General features: G+C 64.0%; 18 protein-coding genes. 9 read left to right on the forward strand and 9 right to left on the reverse strand.

The genetic code is table 11. The features are described 5' to 3' along the window. Positions 1-40 precede the first annotated feature (40 nt). The gene (gene fsa / locus QFZ88_RS12410) at positions 41-694 is read left to right on the forward strand and encodes a fructose-6-phosphate aldolase (RefSeq protein WP_024923029.1); all 654 of its coding nucleotides are present in this window, start codon (positions 41-43) and stop codon (positions 692-694) included. Positions 695-766: 72 nt separating this feature from the next. Here fsa and QFZ88_RS12415 read toward each other — a convergent pair whose 3' ends face one another. After that, positions 767-1204: an Lrp/AsnC family transcriptional regulator gene (locus tag QFZ88_RS12415; RefSeq protein ID WP_024923030.1), complete on the reverse strand. Its 438-nt coding sequence runs from the start codon at positions 1202-1204 to the stop codon at positions 767-769. A gap of 133 nt (positions 1205-1337) precedes the next feature. On the opposite strand from QFZ88_RS12415, the gene QFZ88_RS12420 reads away from it, so the two are divergent. Further along, positions 1338-2237, forward strand: coding sequence for a DMT family transporter (locus tag QFZ88_RS12420; RefSeq protein WP_024923031.1), 900 nt, complete (start codon positions 1338-1340; stop codon positions 2235-2237). Positions 2238-2242: 5 nt separating this feature from the next. Here the strand turns inward: QFZ88_RS12420 and QFZ88_RS12425 are convergent, their stop codons facing one another. From QFZ88_RS12425 to leuS, 3 genes are read right to left on the reverse strand one after another with little or no spacing between them, the layout of a single operon-like run. Further along, positions 2243-3370 (reverse strand): AAA family ATPase, encoded by a 1128-nt coding sequence (locus QFZ88_RS12425; RefSeq protein ID WP_024923032.1) that lies wholly within the window; start codon positions 3368-3370, stop codon positions 2243-2245. Positions 3371-3413: 43 nt separating this feature from the next. Then, positions 3414-3989, reverse strand: coding sequence for an LPS assembly lipoprotein LptE (gene lptE / locus QFZ88_RS12430; protein ID WP_024923033.1), 576 nt, complete (start codon positions 3987-3989; stop codon positions 3414-3416). Continuing rightward, a complete protein-coding gene (gene leuS, locus QFZ88_RS12435) occupies positions 3976-6615 on the reverse strand; it encodes a leucine--tRNA ligase (protein ID WP_024923034.1) in 2640 nt (879 codons plus the stop codon). Before leuS ends, lptE begins: the two co-directional genes overlap by 14 nt. A gap of 153 nt (positions 6616-6768) precedes the next feature. On the opposite strand from leuS, the gene QFZ88_RS12440 reads away from it, so the two are divergent. The 3 genes from QFZ88_RS12440 to QFZ88_RS12450 all read left to right on the forward strand — a co-directional run bounded on the left by QFZ88_RS12440 (position 6769) and on the right by QFZ88_RS12450 (position 8168). Continuing rightward, complete coding sequence (locus QFZ88_RS12440; RefSeq protein ID WP_024923035.1) at positions 6769-7431, forward strand: YggS family pyridoxal phosphate-dependent enzyme; 663 nt, start codon at positions 6769-6771, stop codon at positions 7429-7431. Between the two features lie 69 nt (positions 7432-7500). After that, on the forward strand, positions 7501-7755 hold the full coding sequence (locus tag QFZ88_RS12445) for a type II toxin-antitoxin system Phd/YefM family antitoxin (RefSeq protein ID WP_024923036.1): 255 nt from the start codon (positions 7501-7503) through the stop codon (positions 7753-7755). Positions 7756-7766: 11 nt separating this feature from the next. After that, entirely contained in the window at positions 7767-8168 is a 402-nt protein-coding gene (locus QFZ88_RS12450; RefSeq protein ID WP_024923037.1) for a type II toxin-antitoxin system VapC family toxin, read from the forward strand. Positions 8169-8233: 65 nt separating this feature from the next. On the opposite strand, the gene QFZ88_RS12455 is transcribed toward QFZ88_RS12450, so the two are convergent. Then, entirely contained in the window at positions 8234-9340 is a 1107-nt protein-coding gene (locus QFZ88_RS12455) for a branched-chain amino acid ABC transporter substrate-binding protein (protein WP_024923038.1), read from the reverse strand. A gap of 128 nt (positions 9341-9468) precedes the next feature. Next, a complete protein-coding gene (locus QFZ88_RS12460) occupies positions 9469-9741 on the reverse strand; it encodes an usg protein (RefSeq protein WP_024923039.1) in 273 nt (90 codons plus the stop codon). Between the two features lie 291 nt (positions 9742-10032). Here QFZ88_RS12460 and acs point away from each other — a divergent pair, with 291 nt between their 5' ends. After that, entirely contained in the window at positions 10033-11988 is a 1956-nt protein-coding gene (gene acs / locus QFZ88_RS12465; RefSeq protein WP_024923040.1) for an acetate--CoA ligase, read from the forward strand. A 10-nt stretch (positions 11989-11998) separates the two neighbouring features. On the opposite strand, the gene QFZ88_RS12470 is transcribed toward acs, so the two are convergent. Continuing rightward, complete coding sequence (locus tag QFZ88_RS12470) at positions 11999-12865, reverse strand: LysR substrate-binding domain-containing protein (RefSeq protein WP_024923041.1); 867 nt, start codon at positions 12863-12865, stop codon at positions 11999-12001. An 88-nt stretch (positions 12866-12953) separates the two neighbouring features. Between QFZ88_RS12470 and QFZ88_RS12475 the strand changes: the two genes are divergently transcribed. Continuing rightward, on the forward strand, positions 12954-13529 hold the full coding sequence (locus QFZ88_RS12475; protein WP_024923042.1) for a DUF4865 family protein: 576 nt from the start codon (positions 12954-12956) through the stop codon (positions 13527-13529). A gap of 290 nt (positions 13530-13819) precedes the next feature. Here the strand turns inward: QFZ88_RS12475 and QFZ88_RS12480 are convergent, their stop codons facing one another. Both QFZ88_RS12480 and QFZ88_RS12485 read right to left on the reverse strand, forming a co-directional pair. Further along, entirely contained in the window at positions 13820-15136 is a 1317-nt protein-coding gene (locus tag QFZ88_RS12480; protein ID WP_307417479.1) for a TadE/TadG family type IV pilus assembly protein, read from the reverse strand. A gap of 324 nt (positions 15137-15460) precedes the next feature. After that, entirely contained in the window at positions 15461-15682 is a 222-nt protein-coding gene (locus tag QFZ88_RS12485) for a DUF1674 domain-containing protein (RefSeq protein WP_024923044.1), read from the reverse strand. 96 nt (positions 15683-15778) lie between these two features. On the opposite strand from QFZ88_RS12485, the gene htpX reads away from it, so the two are divergent. Further along, positions 15779-16834: a zinc metalloprotease HtpX gene (htpX, locus tag QFZ88_RS12490; RefSeq protein ID WP_024923045.1), complete on the forward strand. Its 1056-nt coding sequence runs from the start codon at positions 15779-15781 to the stop codon at positions 16832-16834. Then, positions 16831-18219, forward strand: a complete 1389-nt coding sequence (locus QFZ88_RS12495) for an RsmB/NOP family class I SAM-dependent RNA methyltransferase (protein WP_244431199.1) — start codon at positions 16831-16833, stop codon at positions 18217-18219. The genes htpX and QFZ88_RS12495 overlap by 4 nt, the downstream gene beginning before the upstream one ends. The last annotated feature ends 9 nt before the right edge of the window (positions 18220-18228 follow it).

Here is an 18228-nt window from a genome sequence, read left to right on the forward strand (position 1 = left end):
CCCCGGGCGAACTGCCTTATTCCTTCCCAAGGAGATCACCATGAAATTCTTCGTCGACACTGCTGATGTAAAAGAGATCCAGGAACTCAACGCGCTTGGTTTGCTGGACGGCGTCACCACCAACCCGTCGCTGATCCTGAAATCCGGCGGCAAGATCGACGAAGTCACCAAGCAGATCTGCGACATCGTCGAAGGCCCGGTTTCGGCCGAAGTCACCGCCACCGACTACGACGGAATGATGAAGGAAGCCAAGGTGCTCGCCAAGATCGCCGACAATGTCTGCATCAAGGTGCCGCTGACGCTTGACGGCCTCAAGGCCTGCCGCGCCATCCGCGCCGAGGGCCGCATGGTCAATGTCACGCTCTGCTTCTCGGCCAACCAGGCGCTGCTCGCCGCCAAGGCCGGCGCCACCTTCATCTCGCCCTTCATCGGCCGTCTCGACGACATGGGCTTTGACGGCATGGAGGTGATCGCCGAGATCCGCCAGGTCTATGACAATTACGGCTTCGACACCGAGATCCTGGCCGCGTCGATCCGCACGCCCGACCACGTCAAGCGCGCCGCATTGATCGGCGCCGACGTCGCCACCATCCCGCCGGCGACGCTGAAGGCATTGGTCAAGCATCCGCTCACCGACAAGGGCCTCGAGCAGTTCCTCGCCGACTGGGCAAAGACCGGCCAGAAGATCAGCTGATTTCGACAAGCCGTCGAATGAAGACCGAAACCGGCGCCCTCGCGGCGCCGGTTTTTTCATGCCCGAAAATGCTCAGGAAAATGGCGGCAGCCGTCGCTTCACCGGCTGCGCCTTGACGATGGCGCTGCTGGTCTCGGCCTTGTCGGTGATCTTGTCGAGGATCTGGTCAAGGTCGCTGATCGAACGGATAAGCAGCCGCGCGACGAAACAGTCGTCGCCCGTCACCTTGTCGCATTCGGTGAACTCGGGAATCTCCTCGATCAGCTTCTGCACCGCGTGCAGCCTGCCAGGCAGCGGCTTGATGCGCACGATCGCCTGCAGCGTATAGCCGAGCGCGGCGGGATCGATATCCACCGTGAAAGCGCGGATGACACCGCGCTCCTCCAGCCGCCGCAACCGTTCCGACGCACTCGGCGAAGACAGGTTCACGCGGCTCGCCAGTTCCTTCAGCGAAATGCGCGCATCGTCGACCAGGATTTCGACAATGCGTCGGTCAAGATCGTCCAGCATCACACATCCTTAGGATTCTGTGTTTGAGCACCTTACAGAATTAGGCATCGCTCCGCAAACACCTTATCCAAAGCATGGTTTTCGATCCGACCCGGGCTTACAAAAGCGGCCTGTCGGGAAGAAGGGTCGCGAGATGTCAGAGAAGACGCGTGGTACGGTCGAAATGACCGCCGCAATGATGATTTCGGGAACGATAGGACTGTTCGTGGTCCTGTCGGGCCAGCCGGTCATGGACGTGGTCTTCTGGCGCTGCGCCTTCGGCGCCGTCACGCTGCTGATCGTCTGCGCCGCGCTCGGCCTGTTCAGGCCGGATGTGATCTCGCGCCGCCAGTTCGCCTATGCGGTCGTCGGCGGCGTCGCCATCGTTTCCAACTGGCTGCTGCTCTTCGCCGCATTCCCGCGCGCCTCGATTTCGATCGCCACCGCGGTCTACAACACGCAGCCCTTCATGCTGGTGGCTTTGGGCGCATTTTTGTTCGGCGAACGGCTCACCATCGCCAAGCTGACCTGGCTGGCCATTGCCTTTGCCGGAATGCTGCTGATCGTCCAGGCAAAATCGAATGCCGGCCATGTCGGCTCGAACTATCTGGCCGGCATCCTTTTGGCGCTGGGCGCAGCGTTCTTTTATGCGATTGCCGCGATCGTCGCCAAGAAGCTGAAGGGCGTGCCTCCGCATCTCATCGCGCTGATCCAGGTCACGGTCGGCATTCTCATGCTCGCCCCCTTCGCCAATTTGACGGCATTGCCGACGGATTGGCGCAGCTGGGCGCTGCTCGCCGCCATCGGCGTCATCCACACAGGGCTGATGTACATCCTGCTCTACGGCGCCATCCAGAAGCTGCCGACCAACCTCGTCGGGGCATTGTCCTTCATCTACCCGGTCGTCGCCATCGCCGCCGATTTCCTGGCCTTCGGTCAGCGCCTGCAGCCGCTGCAGCTGGTCGGCGCCGCCGCCATCCTCATCGCCGCCGCCGGCATGACGCTGGGATGGAACCTTGTAAGGCCCCGCGTCGCGGTGCCCAGCGCGCGGTAAGGCTGTCAGTCCTCGTCCGACAGCCGGCCGGTGATGCCGAGGCCCTCGATCGCGGTTGCGCCGTCGATCCGCACCATGGCGAGCGCCTGGGCTCCGGTGCGATCCGTGATCAGCGCGGCCAGTTCCTGCGAATGGGTCACCACCCACAGCTGGGTGCGCTCCGCCGCCTTGGCGATCATATCGGCCAGCGCCGGCAGCATGCGCGGATGCAGGCTCGCTTCCGGCTCATTGAGCGCGATCAGCCCCGGCAGGCGATAGGACATCAGCGCACCGGCCAGCGCCAGGAAGCGCATCTGCCCGTCGGACAGTTCTTCCGGCCGAAACAGGCGCTGCGGAAACTCCGGCAACTTCAGGCCGAAGGTTGCCGCCTCTCCCGGTTCGGGAACATCCAGTTCCGCGCCGAGCGCATCGGCCACGGCCCGATCGAGATCGACCGTGTCCTGCCGGATATGGGCCAGCGTCGCGAACACCGCGGCCAGGTTGCCGCCATCCTCATCGAGCATCGTCGAGGTAATCGCGAGAGACGGTTTCCTGGCCGGAGAATCGCGGTCGGTGCGGAAACCATGATAAAAACGCCAGCCGGCAACAGCGGCGCGCAGATCGCCGGCTTCCGGATAACGGCCCGAGGCACCCAGCATCGCCAGCGCTGTCTCCGAGTTGAGCAGACGCACCGGATATTCGACACGCCGTCCGTCGCCGTCGCGGGCAAAGGCGGCCGGGCCTTTGCGTGTCATCATCTCGACCGGTCGACGACCGGCTTCCACGGACAATTTTTCTTCCTTGACCTGCGGCTCGAAGGCAAAGCCGGCTGAAACAGGCGGCGGCAGGCCGATCTCAACCTGATAGGAGAACTTCGCGGCCGTCTCGTCATTCTCGAGCTCGGCGCCGAGGATCACGCGCGCCGGTTGCGCCAGGCGGCGCCCGCCCGACCAAAGCGCCGATTGCATGCCGCCTTCGCGTGCGATCTCGTAGGCAAGCGAGCCCTGGCCCGCGGCTTTGATCAATTGCAGCGCACGATAGAGATTGGATTTGCCAACGCCGTTTTCACCGACGAACAGCCCGACCTGGCCGAATTCCAGCCGGATCGACTTCAACGAACGATAACCCTCGGCGACCAGTCCGGTCAGGCGCATGATGCGACGCTCCGGCGACCCCCTGGCATCGCGGCCCGCAGCTCTATTTGGCGCCTTGTTTTGCCAGATCCTGCGCCAGCGCCAGATGCAGCAGCTCGGCCAGTTCGCGGGCCGCGCGATTCTCGGCATCAATCTGCGCGCGATAGGACGCGAATTCCTGGCTCGGCTTGTCGAAAGATGACGAAATCGAGCGCGAACCCGTCGATACGGACTTGCCGGTCTTGGCGTCGGTGAGCGTATAGGATGCGCTCATAATGACGGTACCGGCAGTCGGCTGATCCTGGTCGGTGGCGACCTGAACGCTCGCCGACGCGATCACCGATTCGGTCACGTTGAGCGTCAGCGAATAGGCGGGCGCGGCCGTCCGTTCGGAACCGCCGGTGAGCCCGAAGATCAGGTTGTTGCGCACCTGCTGCGCGTAGCGCGAAGACACGGGCTTGACCGCGATCGAGGCCAGTTCCTCGCGCGCGCCGACCGTCGAACCCGGCGACAGCGGCGCCTTCGAATAAAGCGGCCGCACCTGGCAGGCCGAAACCAGAGCCATGCCGGCAAGCAGGCCGAACAGAGCAAAGCGGCGCAGAAGCGCCGCGCCTGTCTTGTGATTGTCAGGCAACGACATTGACGATCCTCTGGGGCACGACGATCACCTTGCGCGGCGCCTTGCCCTCGAGCGCCTTCTGAACGAAGTCCAAGGCCATGGTGGCCTGTTCGACGGCAGCTTGGTCCGCGTCGCGGGCGATTGTCAAATCACCGCGTTTCTTGCCGTTGATCTGCACCGGATAGACGACTTCATTGTCGACCACCAGCGCCGGATCAAAGGTTGGCCAAGGCTGATTCGCAATGAACCCCTTGCCGCCGAGCGCCGACCAGCACTCTTCCGCCAGGTGCGGCATCATCGGCGCGATCATCACCACCAGCATCTCGATCGACTGGCGCAGCGCCTGCGCGCTCGCCGCATCGGCCTTGCCCTCTGCAAGCGCCGCCGCCGGCGTCTGGATCGCATTGACCAGTTCGTAGAGCCGGGCGACAGCCTTGTTGAAGGACAGGCGCTCGATGTCCTCGCCAACGGCCTTGACGATCTTGTGGGCGGCCTTCGAGATAGCGCCAGCTTCGCCGTCGACCGCGGTCCTGGGTTCGACGCCAGCCAGTTGCGGCGCGGTTTCGGAAACCAGTCTCCACACACGCTGCACGAAACGATGCGCGCCCTCGACGCCGGCTTCCGTCCAGATCACATCGCGTTCGGGCGGCGAATCCGACAGCACGAACCAGCGTGCCGTATCGGCGCCATAGCTCGCCAGAATATCGTCGGGATCGACGACGTTCTTCTTGGACTTCGACATCTTCTCGATCGGGCCGATCTCGACCGGGCTGCCATCCGACAGCAGCGAAGCGCGGCGCGCGCCATCGATGTCCTCGATCTTGACCTCGACCGGCTGCACCCAGCGAGCGCTGGGGCCGCTGCCGGCGCGGTAGGTCTCGTGCACCACCATGCCCTGGGTGAACATGCCCTCGAACGGCTCCTTCACCTCGTTGAGATGGCCGGTGACGGTCATGGCGCGGGTGAAGAAGCGCGAATAGAGCAGATGCAGGATCGCGTGCTCGATGCCGCCGATATACTGGTTGACCGGCAGCCAGCCTTGCCTGCCGTCGACATGGGCGAGCGTCGTCGGCGCCTTCTCGTTCCACGGGTCGGTGAAACGGGCGAAATACCACGACGAATCGACAAATGTGTCCATCGTGTCGGTATCGCGCCTGGCCGGCTTGCCGCATTGCGGGCAATTGGCGTGCTTCCAGGTCGGATGATGGTCGAGCGGATTGCCCGGCTTGTCGAAGGTGACGTCCGTCGGCAATTCCACCGGCAGGTCCTTGGCCGGCACCGGCACGGCGCCGCAGGCCTCGCAGTGGATGACCGGGATCGGGCAGCCCCAGTAGCGCTGGCGCGAGATCAGCCAGTCGCGCAGGCGGAACTGCACCTTGCGCTCGCCCTGCGGGCGATTGCCGATGGTGACGCCGGACAGCCTTGTCGCGACTTCGTCGAAGGCCTCCTTGAACCGCATGCCGTTGAGGAAGCGCGAATTGATCATCGCGCCATCGTCGACAAAGGCCTCTTCGGTGACCTGGAAACCCTGCGGATCGGCGCCGTCCGGCAGCACCACCGGGACAACCGGCAGACCGTATTTGTTAGCGAAGTCGAGGTCGCGCTGATCGTGCCCCGGGCAGCCGAAAATGGCGCCGGTGCCATAGTCCATCAGAACGAAATTGGCGACATAGACCGGCAGCGTCCAGTTCTCGTCGAACGGGTGGACGACGCGCAGGCCGGTGTCGAAACCTCTCTTCTCGGCTGTCTCAAGCGCGGCCGCCGAAGTGCCCATGTGGCGCACCTCCTCGATGAAGGCGGCGAGGTCGGGATTGTCGGCGGCGGCCTTCTTTGCCAGGGGATGATCGGCGGCGATCGCCACGAAGGAGGCGCCGAAGATGGTATCGGGCCGCGTCGTGTAGACCTCGAGTTCGCTCTCGCCGGCTGGCGGATTGGCCAGTGCCCAGCGAATCAGCATGCCTTCGGAGCGGCCGATCCAGTTGGCCTGCATGACGCGGACTTTCTCCGGCCACTTGTCCAGCGTGTCCAGGCTGTCCAGCAGGTCCTGGCTCATCGAGGTGATCTTGAAGAACCACTGCGTCAGGTCGCGCTGCTCGACCGGCGCGCCCGAGCGCCAGCCACGGCCGTCGATGACCTGCTCGTTGGCGAGCACGGTCATGTCTTCCGGATCCCAGTTGACCTTGGCCGACTTGCGCTCGACCAGGCCGGCGCGCCAGAAGTCCAGGAACATCTTCTGCTGGTGCTTGTAGTAGCTCGGGTCGCAGGTCGCGAGTTCGCGCGCCCAGTCGAGCGACAGGCCCATCGTCTTCAGCTGGGCCTTCATGGTGGCGATGTTGGCGTAGGTCCAGTCGCGCGGGTTGACCTTGTTGTCGCGCGCGGCGTTCTCGGCCGGCAGGCCGAAGGCGTCCCAGCCCATCGGATGCAGCACGTTGTAGCCCATGGCGCGGCGCCAGCGCGCCACCACGTCGCCCATCGTGTAGTTGCGCACATGGCCCATATGGATGCGTCCCGACGGATAGGGGAACATCTCGAGCACATAGTATTTCGGCCGCGGATCGTCGTTCTTCGTCTCGAAGAGCTTGGCCTCGTCCCATGCCGTCTGCCACTTGGGCTCTGCAGCGCGGGGGTTGTATCGTTCGGTTGCCATGGCCGGTTTTTCACTTACAAAGCATGCGGGAAACCGCCGGCTGATCCGGTGGTTCAAGGACATGGTCCGGGTCTTCACCATGCTTTCGGGAACCCGTCAACCATATGGGCCGCAACGCCCGGCAAAAACAGCAGGATCAGGACGGGATGCCACATGAGTGACGCGGTTCAGCAACTCGAGGCGGTCAACGCCAGGATCGCGACAGCCGAGCGCGAAGCGAACCGGACGGCCACGACGGTGACACTGGTCGCCGTCTCCAAGACCTTCGAGGCCGACGCCATCCGCCCGGTGCTTGCCGCCGGCCAGCGCGTCTTCGGCGAAAACCGCGTCCAGGAAGCGCAAGGCAAATGGCCGGCGTTGCGCGAGCAATTCCCCGGCGTCGAGCTCCACCTGATCGGCCCGCTGCAATCGAACAAGGCCAAGGAGGCGGTTGCCCTCTTCGACTGTATCGAAACCGTCGACCGCGAAAAGATCGCCGCGGAACTGGCGAAGGAAATTGCCCGCCAGGGCAAGGCGCCAAAACTCTATGTGCAGGTCAACACCGGCTCGGAACCGCAGAAGGCCGGCATCGAGCCCAAGGACGCCGTCGCCTTCGTCGAACGCTGCCGCGGCGTGCACGGCCTCGCCATCGAGGGGCTGATGTGCATTCCGCCGGCCGATGAGAACCCCGGCCCGCATTTCGCGCTGCTGGAAAAGCTCGCCCGCCAGGCCGGCGTCGAAAAACTGTCGATGGGCATGTCCGGCGACTACGAGCTGGCCGTGGCCTTTGGCGCCACCTCGGTGCGTGTCGGCTCGGCCATTTTCGGGACACGCTAGTCGCGACCCTTGATTGGATTTGGGGCAAGGCGCATATTACAAGCTAGCCAAGCTAGCTAGGTGATGTTTATGAACTGGCATCTTCAGGACGCGAAGAACAATCTATCGAAACTGGTGCAGCGGGCTCGCGAAGAGGGTCCGCAGACTATCACCCTGCGCGGCAAGCCCGCGGCGGTCGTTCTCTCTGCTGAAGAATATGAAGCGCTTTCCGCGAAGAAGCCATCGCTTGCGGAATTCCTGCTCACCGGCCCGGTGTGGGACGACGATTTCGTCGAGGAGGTCAATCGGCGCGACAAAACGCCATCGCGCGACATCGATTTCTGATCGGCAGCCATATGTTTCTTCTCGACACTAATGTGGTTTCGGCCGCTCGCAAGCGCCAACCGGCAGTGACGAAATGGCTAGCCGATCGGGAGCGCGGAGATCTGTCTCTGAGCGTCGTCACACTTGGCGAAATTGCGCGCGGCATTCACATGAAGCAGCGCCACGATCCGACGACGGCTAACCACCTCGCCGTATGGCTGCAAATGCTCAGACACGACTATGGCAATCGAATTCTTGGTATTGACGAACGTATCGCCATCGAATGGGGAAGGATCGCCGCACTACGCACGCGAGGAGTTCCCGACGGCCTGATCGCGGCGACAGCGGCAGTCCACGGATTGACGATCGTGACCCGCAATGTCGCCGACTTCGAAGATACCGGCCTCGCCATAGTCAATCCTTGGGCGGATTGAGTGGCCATCGGATCAAAAGAAAAGGCCGGGAAACTCCCGGCCTTCTTGTTTTTATGCCGCGAACCTTACTCGGCCGCGACGATCTTGCCGTTGTCCCACTTGAACAGCGAGAAGCTCGGGCTGGTCAGGTCGCCGGTCTCGCCATAGGTCAATTTGCCGATGGCGGTCGGGATCGCCTCGCCGCCCTTCAGCGCCTTTGCCACGGCAGCCGCATCGTCGGCCTTGCCGGCCTTTTCGATGCCGGCCTTCAGCACCTGGACGGCGGCATAGGCGTTGAGCGTGAAGGCTTCCGCCGGAATGTTCTTTTCCTTCAGAACGGCGACGGCTTCGGCCGAATCCGGGTTCTTCAGCGCGTCGGTGGCGTTGGTGAAGAGCGTGCCGGCGGCGGCCTGGTTGCCGATCGCCCAGTATTCGGTGTTGGACAGGCCTTCGCCGCCGATGATCAGCGCCTTGACGCCGGCGTCGGCGAGCTGACGGGCGAGCAGGCCGCCTTCAGGGTGATAGCCGCCGAAATAGATCACCTCGGCGCCGTCGGACTTCAGGCGCGTGACCAGCGCCGAAAGATCCTTCTCGCCCGGTGTCAGCGAATTGTGGCTGACTTCCTTGACGCCGCCGGCATTGATCGCCTTCTTGAAGGCGTCGGCCAGACCCTTGCCGTAGGTGCCCTTGTCATCGACGATGGCGACCTTCTTGTCCTTCAGGTTCTTCACCACATAGGCAGCGGCCACTTCCGCCTGCTGGTCGTCGCGGCCGCAGGTGCGCAGCACGTTGGTCAGGCCGCGGGCGGTCAGGCCGGGCGCGGTGGCGGTCGGCGTCACCATCAGAACGCCGTTCTCGGCGAACACGTCCGAGGCCGGAATGGCCACGCCCGACGTGACCGGACCGACAACGAACTTCACGCTTTCACCAACCAGCTGGTTGGCGGCGGAAACGCCCTGCTTCGGATCGCCGGCATCGTCGGCCAGCTTCAGCACGACCTTTTCGCCGAGGATGCCGCCGTTCTTGTTGATGGTGTCGACGGCCGCCTGGGCGCCGTTCTTGACCTGGTCGCCATAGGCGGCGACCGGGCCGGTCAGCGGCGCAACGAGGCCGAACACGATATCTGCCCGGGCGGTCGACGCGAAAGCCATAAGGGCGGCAAAGGCAACGCCCGCGAACATCTTGGTTTTCATAAGCTCTTCCTCGAAAAATGGAGTAGGAGCCCGCACATGAAACGTTCGCGGCCGCAAGGCCAATCAGCCAGTCACGGAATTCGATTGACCGGCGCCGACCTCGGTTTCAATTGGTCCGGTCCCGTCGGCTAGTGCAGAACGATCTCGCCGTCGACCTTGCGCCATTCATTGGCCGAAATCAGCGTCTTGTGCGTGAAGCAGATCGAATGCAGCGGCCCTTCCAGCTTCTGTTTCCAGAACTCGATGAAGCCGAACAGCGCCGGGAATTTCGGCGCGATGTCGTAGTCTTGCCAGACATAGGTCTGCAGCAAATGCGGATGATCGGGGAAATGATAGAGGATGCGGGCGGTCGTCAGACCGTAGCCTTTGAGGAGAAGTTCCAGTTCGGGATGGTCGCGCATGGTTGTGCTCGCAAGCTGGTCTTGCAGTTCCTCCTGTAAAGACTGTGCGCTTCGAATGTTAACCACGTCTTTATAACGTTCGGCGCGGCATTTCGGTTCACCGCACTTGGCGCAGTATGAGCATTTTCACGCAAATTTGCTCCAGATGCCCGGCCGTTCGGGGCAGGTATCGCACAAACCCAATGTCTAATATTGCCGCAGCCCCCGAACTGGTAATAAATGCCGGCGATTTCGCGGCTGCCAGCCGTGTTGCCGCCATCGCGCGGCCGATCTCAGGAGGAAGACCAAGACATGTCCGAGGCGAAGGTCCATCGCGTTCAGCCGGCGTGGAAGAAGAATGCGCTGATCGACAACGACACCTATCTCAAATGGTATGCCGACAGCGTGAAGAACCCGGACAAGTTCTGGGGCAAGCACGGCAAGCGCATCGACTGGTTCAAGCCCTACACCAAGGTCAAGAACACCTCGTTCGACGGCAAGGTCTCGATCAAATGGTTCGAGGACGGTCTGACCAACGTCTCCTACAACTGCATCGACCGCCACCTGAAGAAGCGCGGCGACCAGGTGGCGATCATCTGGGAGGGCGACAATCCTTACGACGACAAGAAGATCACCTATAGCGAGCTGCACGAGCATGTCTGCCGGCTCGCCAATGTGATGAAGAAGCACGGCGTCAAGAAGGGCGACCGTGTCACCATCTACATGCCGATGATCCCGGAAGCGGCCTATGCGATGCTGGCCTGCACCCGGCTGGGCGCCGTCCACTCGGTCGTCTTCGGCGGCTTCTCGCCGGACGCACTGGCCGGCCGCATCGTCGACGCCGCCTCGACCTTCGTCATCACCGCCGACGAAGGCCTGCGCGGCGGCAAGACCATTCCGCTGAAGGAGAACACCGACAAGGCGGTGGAGATCGCCGCCAAGCAGAAGATGACCGTGAAGTCGGTGGTCGTGGTGCGTCGCACCGGCGGCAAGATCGGCTGGGTCGAGGGCCGCGACCTCTGGTATCATGACGAAGTCCGGACCGTTAAGGCCGAGTGCAAGCCCGAGAAGATGAAGGCGGAAGACCCGCTGTTCATCCTCTACACCTCGGGCTCGACCGGCAAGCCCAAGGGTGTGCTGCACACCACCGGCGGCTATCTCGTCTACGCCTCGATGACCCACCAATATGTCTTCGACTATCACGACGGCGATATTTACTGGTGCACGGCCGATGTCGGCTGGGTGACTGGCCACAGCTACATTCTCTACGGTCCGCTCGCCAACGGCGCCACCACGCTGATGTTCGAGGGCGTGCCCAACTACCCGAGCGTCTCGCGCTTCTGGGAAGTGGTCGACAAGCACCAGGTCAACATCTTCTACACCGCCCCAACCGCCATCCGCGCGCTGATGGGTGCCGGCGAGGCGCCGGTGAAGAAGACCTCGCGCAAGAGCCTGCGCGTGCTGGGCTCGGTCGGCGAGCCGATCAACCCAGAAGCCTGGGAATGGTATTTCAACGTCGTCGGCGAGAAGAAGGTGCCGATCGTCGACACCTGGTGGCAGACCGAAACCGGCGGCATCCTGATCACGCCGCTGCCCGGCGCCACCGATCTCAAGGCCGGCTCGGCGACGCGTCCCTTCTTCGGCGTGAAGCCTGAACTGGTCGACAATGACGGCAAGGTGCTGGAAGGGGCTGCCGACGGCAATCTCTGCATCACCGACTCTTGGCCGGGCCAGATGCGCACCGTCTATGGCGACCATGAGCGCTTCATCCAGACCTACTTCTCTACCTACAAGGGCAAGTACTTCACCGGTGACGGCTGCCGCCGCGATGCCGATGGCTATTACTGGATCACCGGCCGCGTCGACGACGTCATCAATGTGTCGGGCCACCGCATGGGCACGGCCGAAGTGGAATCCGCGCTCGTCGCCCACGACAAGGTCTCCGAGGCCGCCGTCGTCGGCTACCCGCACGACATCAAGGGCCAGGGCATCTACTCCTATGTCACGCTGATGGCCGGCGTGGTGCCGACGGAGGATCTGCGCAAGGAACTTGTCGCGCATGTGCGCAAGGAGATCGGTGCCATCGCCTCGCCCGACAAGATCCAGTTCGCGCCCGGCCTGCCGAAGACGCGGTCCGGCAAGATCATGCGCCGCATCCTGCGCAAGATCGCCGAGGACGATTTCGGCGCGCTCGGCGACACCTCGACGCTGGCCGACCCGGCCGTGGTCGACGACCTCGTCGCGAACCGCCAGAACAAGAAGGCCTGAGCGGAAATCCCTATCTCGCCGCCGCGCCCCTGAAGGCGGCGGCGAGGACTTTCAGCACGTCGCGGGCTTCGCGCCGCGCCGGTCGCGCCATCAGCACCACATCCTGCGCCGGTAGCCGCGGCAGGCCGAACGCTTCGCCGACCTCGATGGCGCCGGTCGGCGCCACGCGATGCGCCAGCGTGGCCACGGCAAGCCCGGCGCTAACCGCCGCGCCGAGCGCCAGAACCCCGCCGCCGACAAACGCTTCCGTCCACGGCAGGCCGGCCTCGTCCAGCGCGTCGATGGCCAATGTACGGATACCACAGGGTGCGGCCAGCGTTGCGAGCCGAAGCGGCTCGCCCGGGCGATACGCGAAGGACGGGGCCGCGAACCAGCCAAACGGCTCGCGAAACAGCGTCTCGCCGTCGGCGCCTTCCTCGCCGCGCCGTGCAATCGCCGCGTCCAGTTCGCCCTGGCCATAGCGGGCGATCACATCGCGCGATGACGACACCCTCACCTCCACCACCAGCGTCGGATCGTAGGCGTTCAGCCTTGCAAGCAATGTCGGCAGCTCCGCTCCGGCGACATGATCGCTGATGCCAAGCGTCAGCCGGCTGGGCGGCGCGGTTCGGACACCGGCCAGCGCGCGCTGATGGGCATCGAGCAGGTTGCGGGCGGCGGGAAGGAAGCGCTCGCCGTCTCCGGACAAGGCGACATGGCGCGGCGTTCGTTCCAAAAGGCGATGGCCGAGCAGGCCCTCCAGCCGCTTCAGCTTCAGGCTGACCGTCGCCTGCGCGGTATCCAGCGCTTCGGCCGCCCGGGTGAAACTGCCGAGATCGGCGACAAGCACGAACGCCCGCACCGTGTCGATATCGAGGATCTTCGCCGGATTATTCATTTCCAATTCTTATGGCAGATATATGTATACATACATTTTCACAATGACTCAGTGATGGCAAGTTGCTGCCGAGACAAGGAGCACCGCCATGCTGATGAAACAATACATCCACCGTCTGCCGGCCGATTACGACATGGGCAGGATTGTCGAGCGCGCGACGAAGCTCGGACCCGACTGGGACGACACACCCGGCCTCGGCTTCAAGGCCTTCATTGCGCAGCGGCGTGGCGAAAACGGCGCGCTCAACAACGCCTATTCCTCGCTCTATCTGTGGCTGGACGACGAAGCGGCGGTGGATTTCATCACCGGCGAGCGTTTCCGCAAGGTGATCGACGGCTTCGGCCGCCCCGCCATCGAGACGTGGCTGCCGCTGGATATCCATATCGGCTCTTCCGGCATTGCGCGCTCGGTCTACCGCGAGGATATCCTGCTCGACGCCGATACCGATTTTTCGGCGCTGCGCCGCCGCGAGGGCGAACGCAACACGGCGGCCGTCAAGCAGCCGGGCAGCTTCGCCGCCATCACCGCGATCGATCTGGCCAGCTGGCGGCTGTCGCGTTTCCTGCTTTCGGCGGAGGCAGCGCGCCAGCCGGAACGTGGCGCGGCCTATGACGTCCTGCATTTCGCCAAGCCCGGTATGCCGGCGCTTGTCGCGGCGGCCTAAAAACTGTTGCAGCCGTGCACTTGCGCTTCGCCGCGAAACACCCCACCTTGGCGAAGTGTTCAACGAACTGAAAGGAGGTGATCCGATGTCGAGTGATTTCGTTTTCCAGAGCGTGATCCCGGCGGATCGCCTTCACGGAGAGCAGCCTCTCCGCTGAAGCGCGTGACGCGCGGCGCACGGTCCGAAGGGATCGTGGCCACGAGCCGCGCCTGGACGAAAGCCACGGAAGGCCGCCCATCGAAAGATGTGGCGGCCTTTTCCGTTTCGGGCGAAGTGGCTTGGCCGGCCGGCTATTTCGTCAGCGCCAGCCTCTGCATGTTGGAGGCGATCGTCGTGAAGGCCTTTTCCAGCTCCGTCCCCGTCGATGCCTGATAGAAATGCCTCAGCCCGCCGGTATCGGGACTGGCGCAGCTTTGCAGCGTCCCCTTCGCGTTCACCTCTGTCAGGTCGAAGCCGATCGTGAAGATCTCGATGCCTTGCGCCTTCATCTTCGTGCACAGCGTCGTCGCGGCATTCCGCGTCGCAGGTTTGCCGTAGTCGTTGTAGACGGCGTCGGGAGAGTCAACGTCGAAATAGGAGAGGTTGAACTCGCCGTCGGTCATCAGGATCGCATATTTGGAAACCTTGGTGGTGTCGAAAGGCTCCGGCTGCTGCGACTGAGCCAAGGCGCCGGCCCATTTCGGCGACAGCATGTACCAGCCCCATTGGATGCCGATATGGCCCGCCGTGCCGCCGGATGCGGCAAAGGAAGCAATCCTTGACTTCAGTGCCGCCGCGTCCGCCGTCAGCGGCATCATCGCTGCTTCCGGACAATCCCTGGTGCCATAGCCGCGATTGCCTTGCGAGACGAACTCGGCCAGCAGATAATCACGATTGACCATGGACGCCTGCGGCCCGTCGTCGGTATATTGGTAGGCACCCTTGCGTTCGGTGGCGCAACCGTTCGGGTTGTACGAGCTCCCGGGAGGCCGGGGCTCGTTGCTGCCGGGCGCTTGTCCACGATCGTTCGCCGTCGGTTCCACGAAAACGGAACTTGCCGCCAGCGTGCTGCCGACATTGACCGAATTCGCATAAGGCACGACCGCCACCCGCACACGCGGGCGATTGGGATTCTGATCCTTGAAGATGATGTCGACGGCCTTCGCGGCCGCGGTCCTCAGCGCGCCGATCTTGTCGTTTTCTTTCATCGAGCCGGTCACGTCGAGGATCATCGCCACCTCGATCTGCCTGAACGAATAGGCCGCCGCACTTGTCTGTGAAACCCGGCGCGTCTTCTCGAGACCGAACACCGGGAAGAACAGCGGCACGTCGACATGCGCGGCGACCTCGACCGTATAGGCCGAGCGGTTCAGCGTCACCCTGTCGAGCACGATCTTGCCAGATGGCAGAGCACCGCCGCCGCCGCTGTTGGCATCAAGGAACGCCTTCACCGATGCGCTCGCTTGCTGCTCGGTGACGTTTCCAAGGGTGAGATCGCGTGTCGTCGAAGTAACCGCCGCATCGACGGCGGCGCCGAGCGCGGATTTGGCATTCATCAATTGCGCGGTGCCGACGCCGAAGCCCACCGCCAGCACCAAGACCGCGATGACGACCCCGGCCACAACCATGAAATTGCCGCTTCGGTTGTCACCGAAACGGCGGACCAATTGTCTGAACTCGATGAAACGCAACATTGCCCTTCCCGTCCCGCCGGCGGATCGCCCGATCCGTCCGCGCAGGATTCCCGCTTGATCGTCGGCATTTGCCAGAGGACCGGTGGCGGCTTGGTAAATTTCGGACTTTTCGCGACGCCAAAAATGGAAGAGGGGTGAATGCCGGGTAAAGTTTTTCGCGCAACCCGTAACTATCGACCGGTCGCCTGGCGCATTCGCGCCGACAACACCCTGTCCGGGCGCCATCGCGGATCGGGGAACCGGGACGCGAGAGGCCGTTCAGAAATCGCTGGTCAGGCCTTTCACTTCCCAATCGCCGTAGCGGTTGGGATCGTTGCCGCCACGGCCGCCGAATTCCTTGGGCAAGGCCGCCTCGGCCTGCCGGTAGGCCGAGCGCCGCGCTTCCGCCTCGGCCAGCGCCCGCCGCGCTGCCGGCGTCAGCGCCTTGTCCTGGTCGGTTTGCCCCGAAGTCTCGTTCGGCTTGCGGTTTTCGTCCGGCATGCGATCTTTCCGATGGATTGAAACGGGTTGGCCTTCTTCCCATCATATAGTGGAACCAGGGCAAGGGATCGACCCTTCCAGGCGATGGAGAAACATTTGAACACGATGCGCACAGCCATGCTTCTCGCCGCGATGACGGCGCTGTTCATGGGTGTCGGCTATCTGATCGGCGGTTCCGGCGGCATGATGATCGCGCTGATCATCGCCGCGGGCACCAATCTGTTCAGCTATTGGAATGCCGACAAGATGGTGCTGTCGATGAACCACGCCGTCGAGGTCGACGAGCGCAGCGCTCCGGAATTCTACGCCATCGTGAAGAGCCTCGCCGCCAATGCCGGCCTGCCGATGCCGCGCGTCTATCTGATCGACACAGATCAACCCAACGCGTTTGCCACCGGCCGCAATCCGCAGAATGCCGCCGTCGCCGCCTCGACGGGGCTGTTGCAGCGCCTGTCGCATGAAGAGGTCGCCGCCGTCATGGCGCACGAGCTTGCCCATGTGCAGCACCGCGACACGCTGACCATGACCATCGTTGCAACCTTTGCCGGCGCCATTTCCATGCTCGGCAACTTCGCCTTCTTCTTCGGCGGCAGCCGGGAGAACAACAACCCGCTTGGTTTCGTCGGCGTGCTGGTGGCGATGATCGTCGCGCCCTTCGCCGCCATGATCGTGCAGATGGCGGTCAGCCGCACCCGCGAATACGAGGCCGACCGGCGCGGCGCCGAAATCTGCGGCCACCCGCTGTGGCTCGCTTCTGCCCTTGACAAGATCGCTCGCGGAGCCGAACGCATCCGCAACGACGATGCCGAACGCAATCCGGCGACCGCGCATCTGTTCATCATCAACCCGCTTTCCGGCGAGCGCATGGATAATCTTTTCTCCACCCACCCGAATACGGAAAACCGCATTGCCGCGCTGCAGGCGATGGCGGCTCAGATGGGCCCGGCCGGAAACGCGCAGACGAACGGCCGCGACTACGGCCGCGAAGCAACACAGCAGGCAGCACCGCCGTCTCCCCGGCATCCGCAGGCCGATACGACTGGCCCATGGGGCAGCGCTGACGGCGCCGGCCCGCGTGCTGACGAGCCCGAGCAGCCGCAACCCAATCCGTGGGGTCGCAACCCGACCGGGCCGAAGGGCCCGTGGTCGTGAGGCAGGACGGCAGGGCTGCCCGCAAGCCGACGTCGCACCGCCAGGACGACACGCCCGAAGCACCCGGCCTTACCGCGCGCAAGGCGGCGGCGCGGCTGCTGGCTGCCGTGATCGACGCGCATACGCCGCTCGACGGGCTGACCGACAACGAACATGGCCACCCGCAATACCGCGCGCTCGACGGGCGCGACCGCGCGCTGGTGCGCGCCATTCTGGTGACGGCGCTGCGCCATCGCATGACCATTGCGGGCCTGCTCGCGCGCCGGCTGGAAAAACCCTTGCCCGCCAACGCCACCACGCTGTCGCACATCCTGCATGTGGCAGCCGCACAGGTGCTGTTCCTCGATGTGCCCGACAGCGCCGCCGTCGATCTCGCCGTCACCCACGCCAAGGCCGATCCGCGCACCGCGCGTTTTTCCGGCCTCGTCAACGGCGTGCTGAGAACACTGGTACGCGCCAAGAATGCCGAGCTTCCAAAGGTGCTTGCCGCCACCGACGACGCCCCGGCCTGGTTCGCGGAACGCTTGCGCGCCGCCTATGGCTCCGAAGCCGCGCGGACGATCCTCGCCGCGCACCGGCTCGAGGCGCCGGTCGATTTCACGGTGAAAGCCGATCCGACGCTCTGGGCTGAACGGCTCGGCGGCATCGTCCTGCCGACCGGAACGGTGCGCGTGGAAAAGCTGCCCGCGCCGGTGCCCGAACTGCCCGGCTTCGCTGAAGGCGCCTGGTGGGTGCAGGACGCCGCCGCTGCCCTGCCGGCCAGGCTTTTCGGCGATATTGCCGGCAAACGCGTTGCCGACCTATGTGCTGCCCCCGGCGGCAAGACCGCGCAGCTCGTGTTGGCGGGCGCCAGGGTGACGGCAGTCGACGCGTCGAAAAACAGGCTGGTCCGGCTCGGCCAGAATCTCGACCGGCTCGGCATGAAGGCCGAGATCGTCCAATCCGACTTGCTCGCCTTCGCGCCGGCAGAGCTTTTCGATGCCGTTCTGCTCGACGCGCCCTGCTCGTCGACCGGCACCGTGCGCCGTCATCCCGACGTGCCCTGGACCAAGACGCCGGCCGATATCCAGAAGCTGGCCGACCTGCAGCGCCGGCTGCTCGAACGCGCGGTGACGCTGGTGCGTCCCGGCGGCCGCATTGTCTTTTCCAACTGTTCGCTCGACCCCATCGAGGGCGAGGATCTTCATCGCGCCTTCCTGGCGGAAGTGGCGGATGTCGACGACGACCCGATTCGGGCCGACGAGGCCGACGACGCCGAGGGCATCGCCGCCTTCGTCACGCCGCAAGGCACGCTGCGCACCACGCCGGCGGGCTTCGACCTTGGCAATCCAGCTCTTTCCGGTCTCGACGGCTTTTTTGCCGCACGGCTGCGCCGGAAGCCCTGAAAGCCCGCA

This window comes from Mesorhizobium sp. YL-MeA3-2017 (assembly GCF_030814575.1).
Lineage (GTDB): Bacteria > Pseudomonadota > Alphaproteobacteria > Rhizobiales > Rhizobiaceae > Mesorhizobium > Mesorhizobium terrae.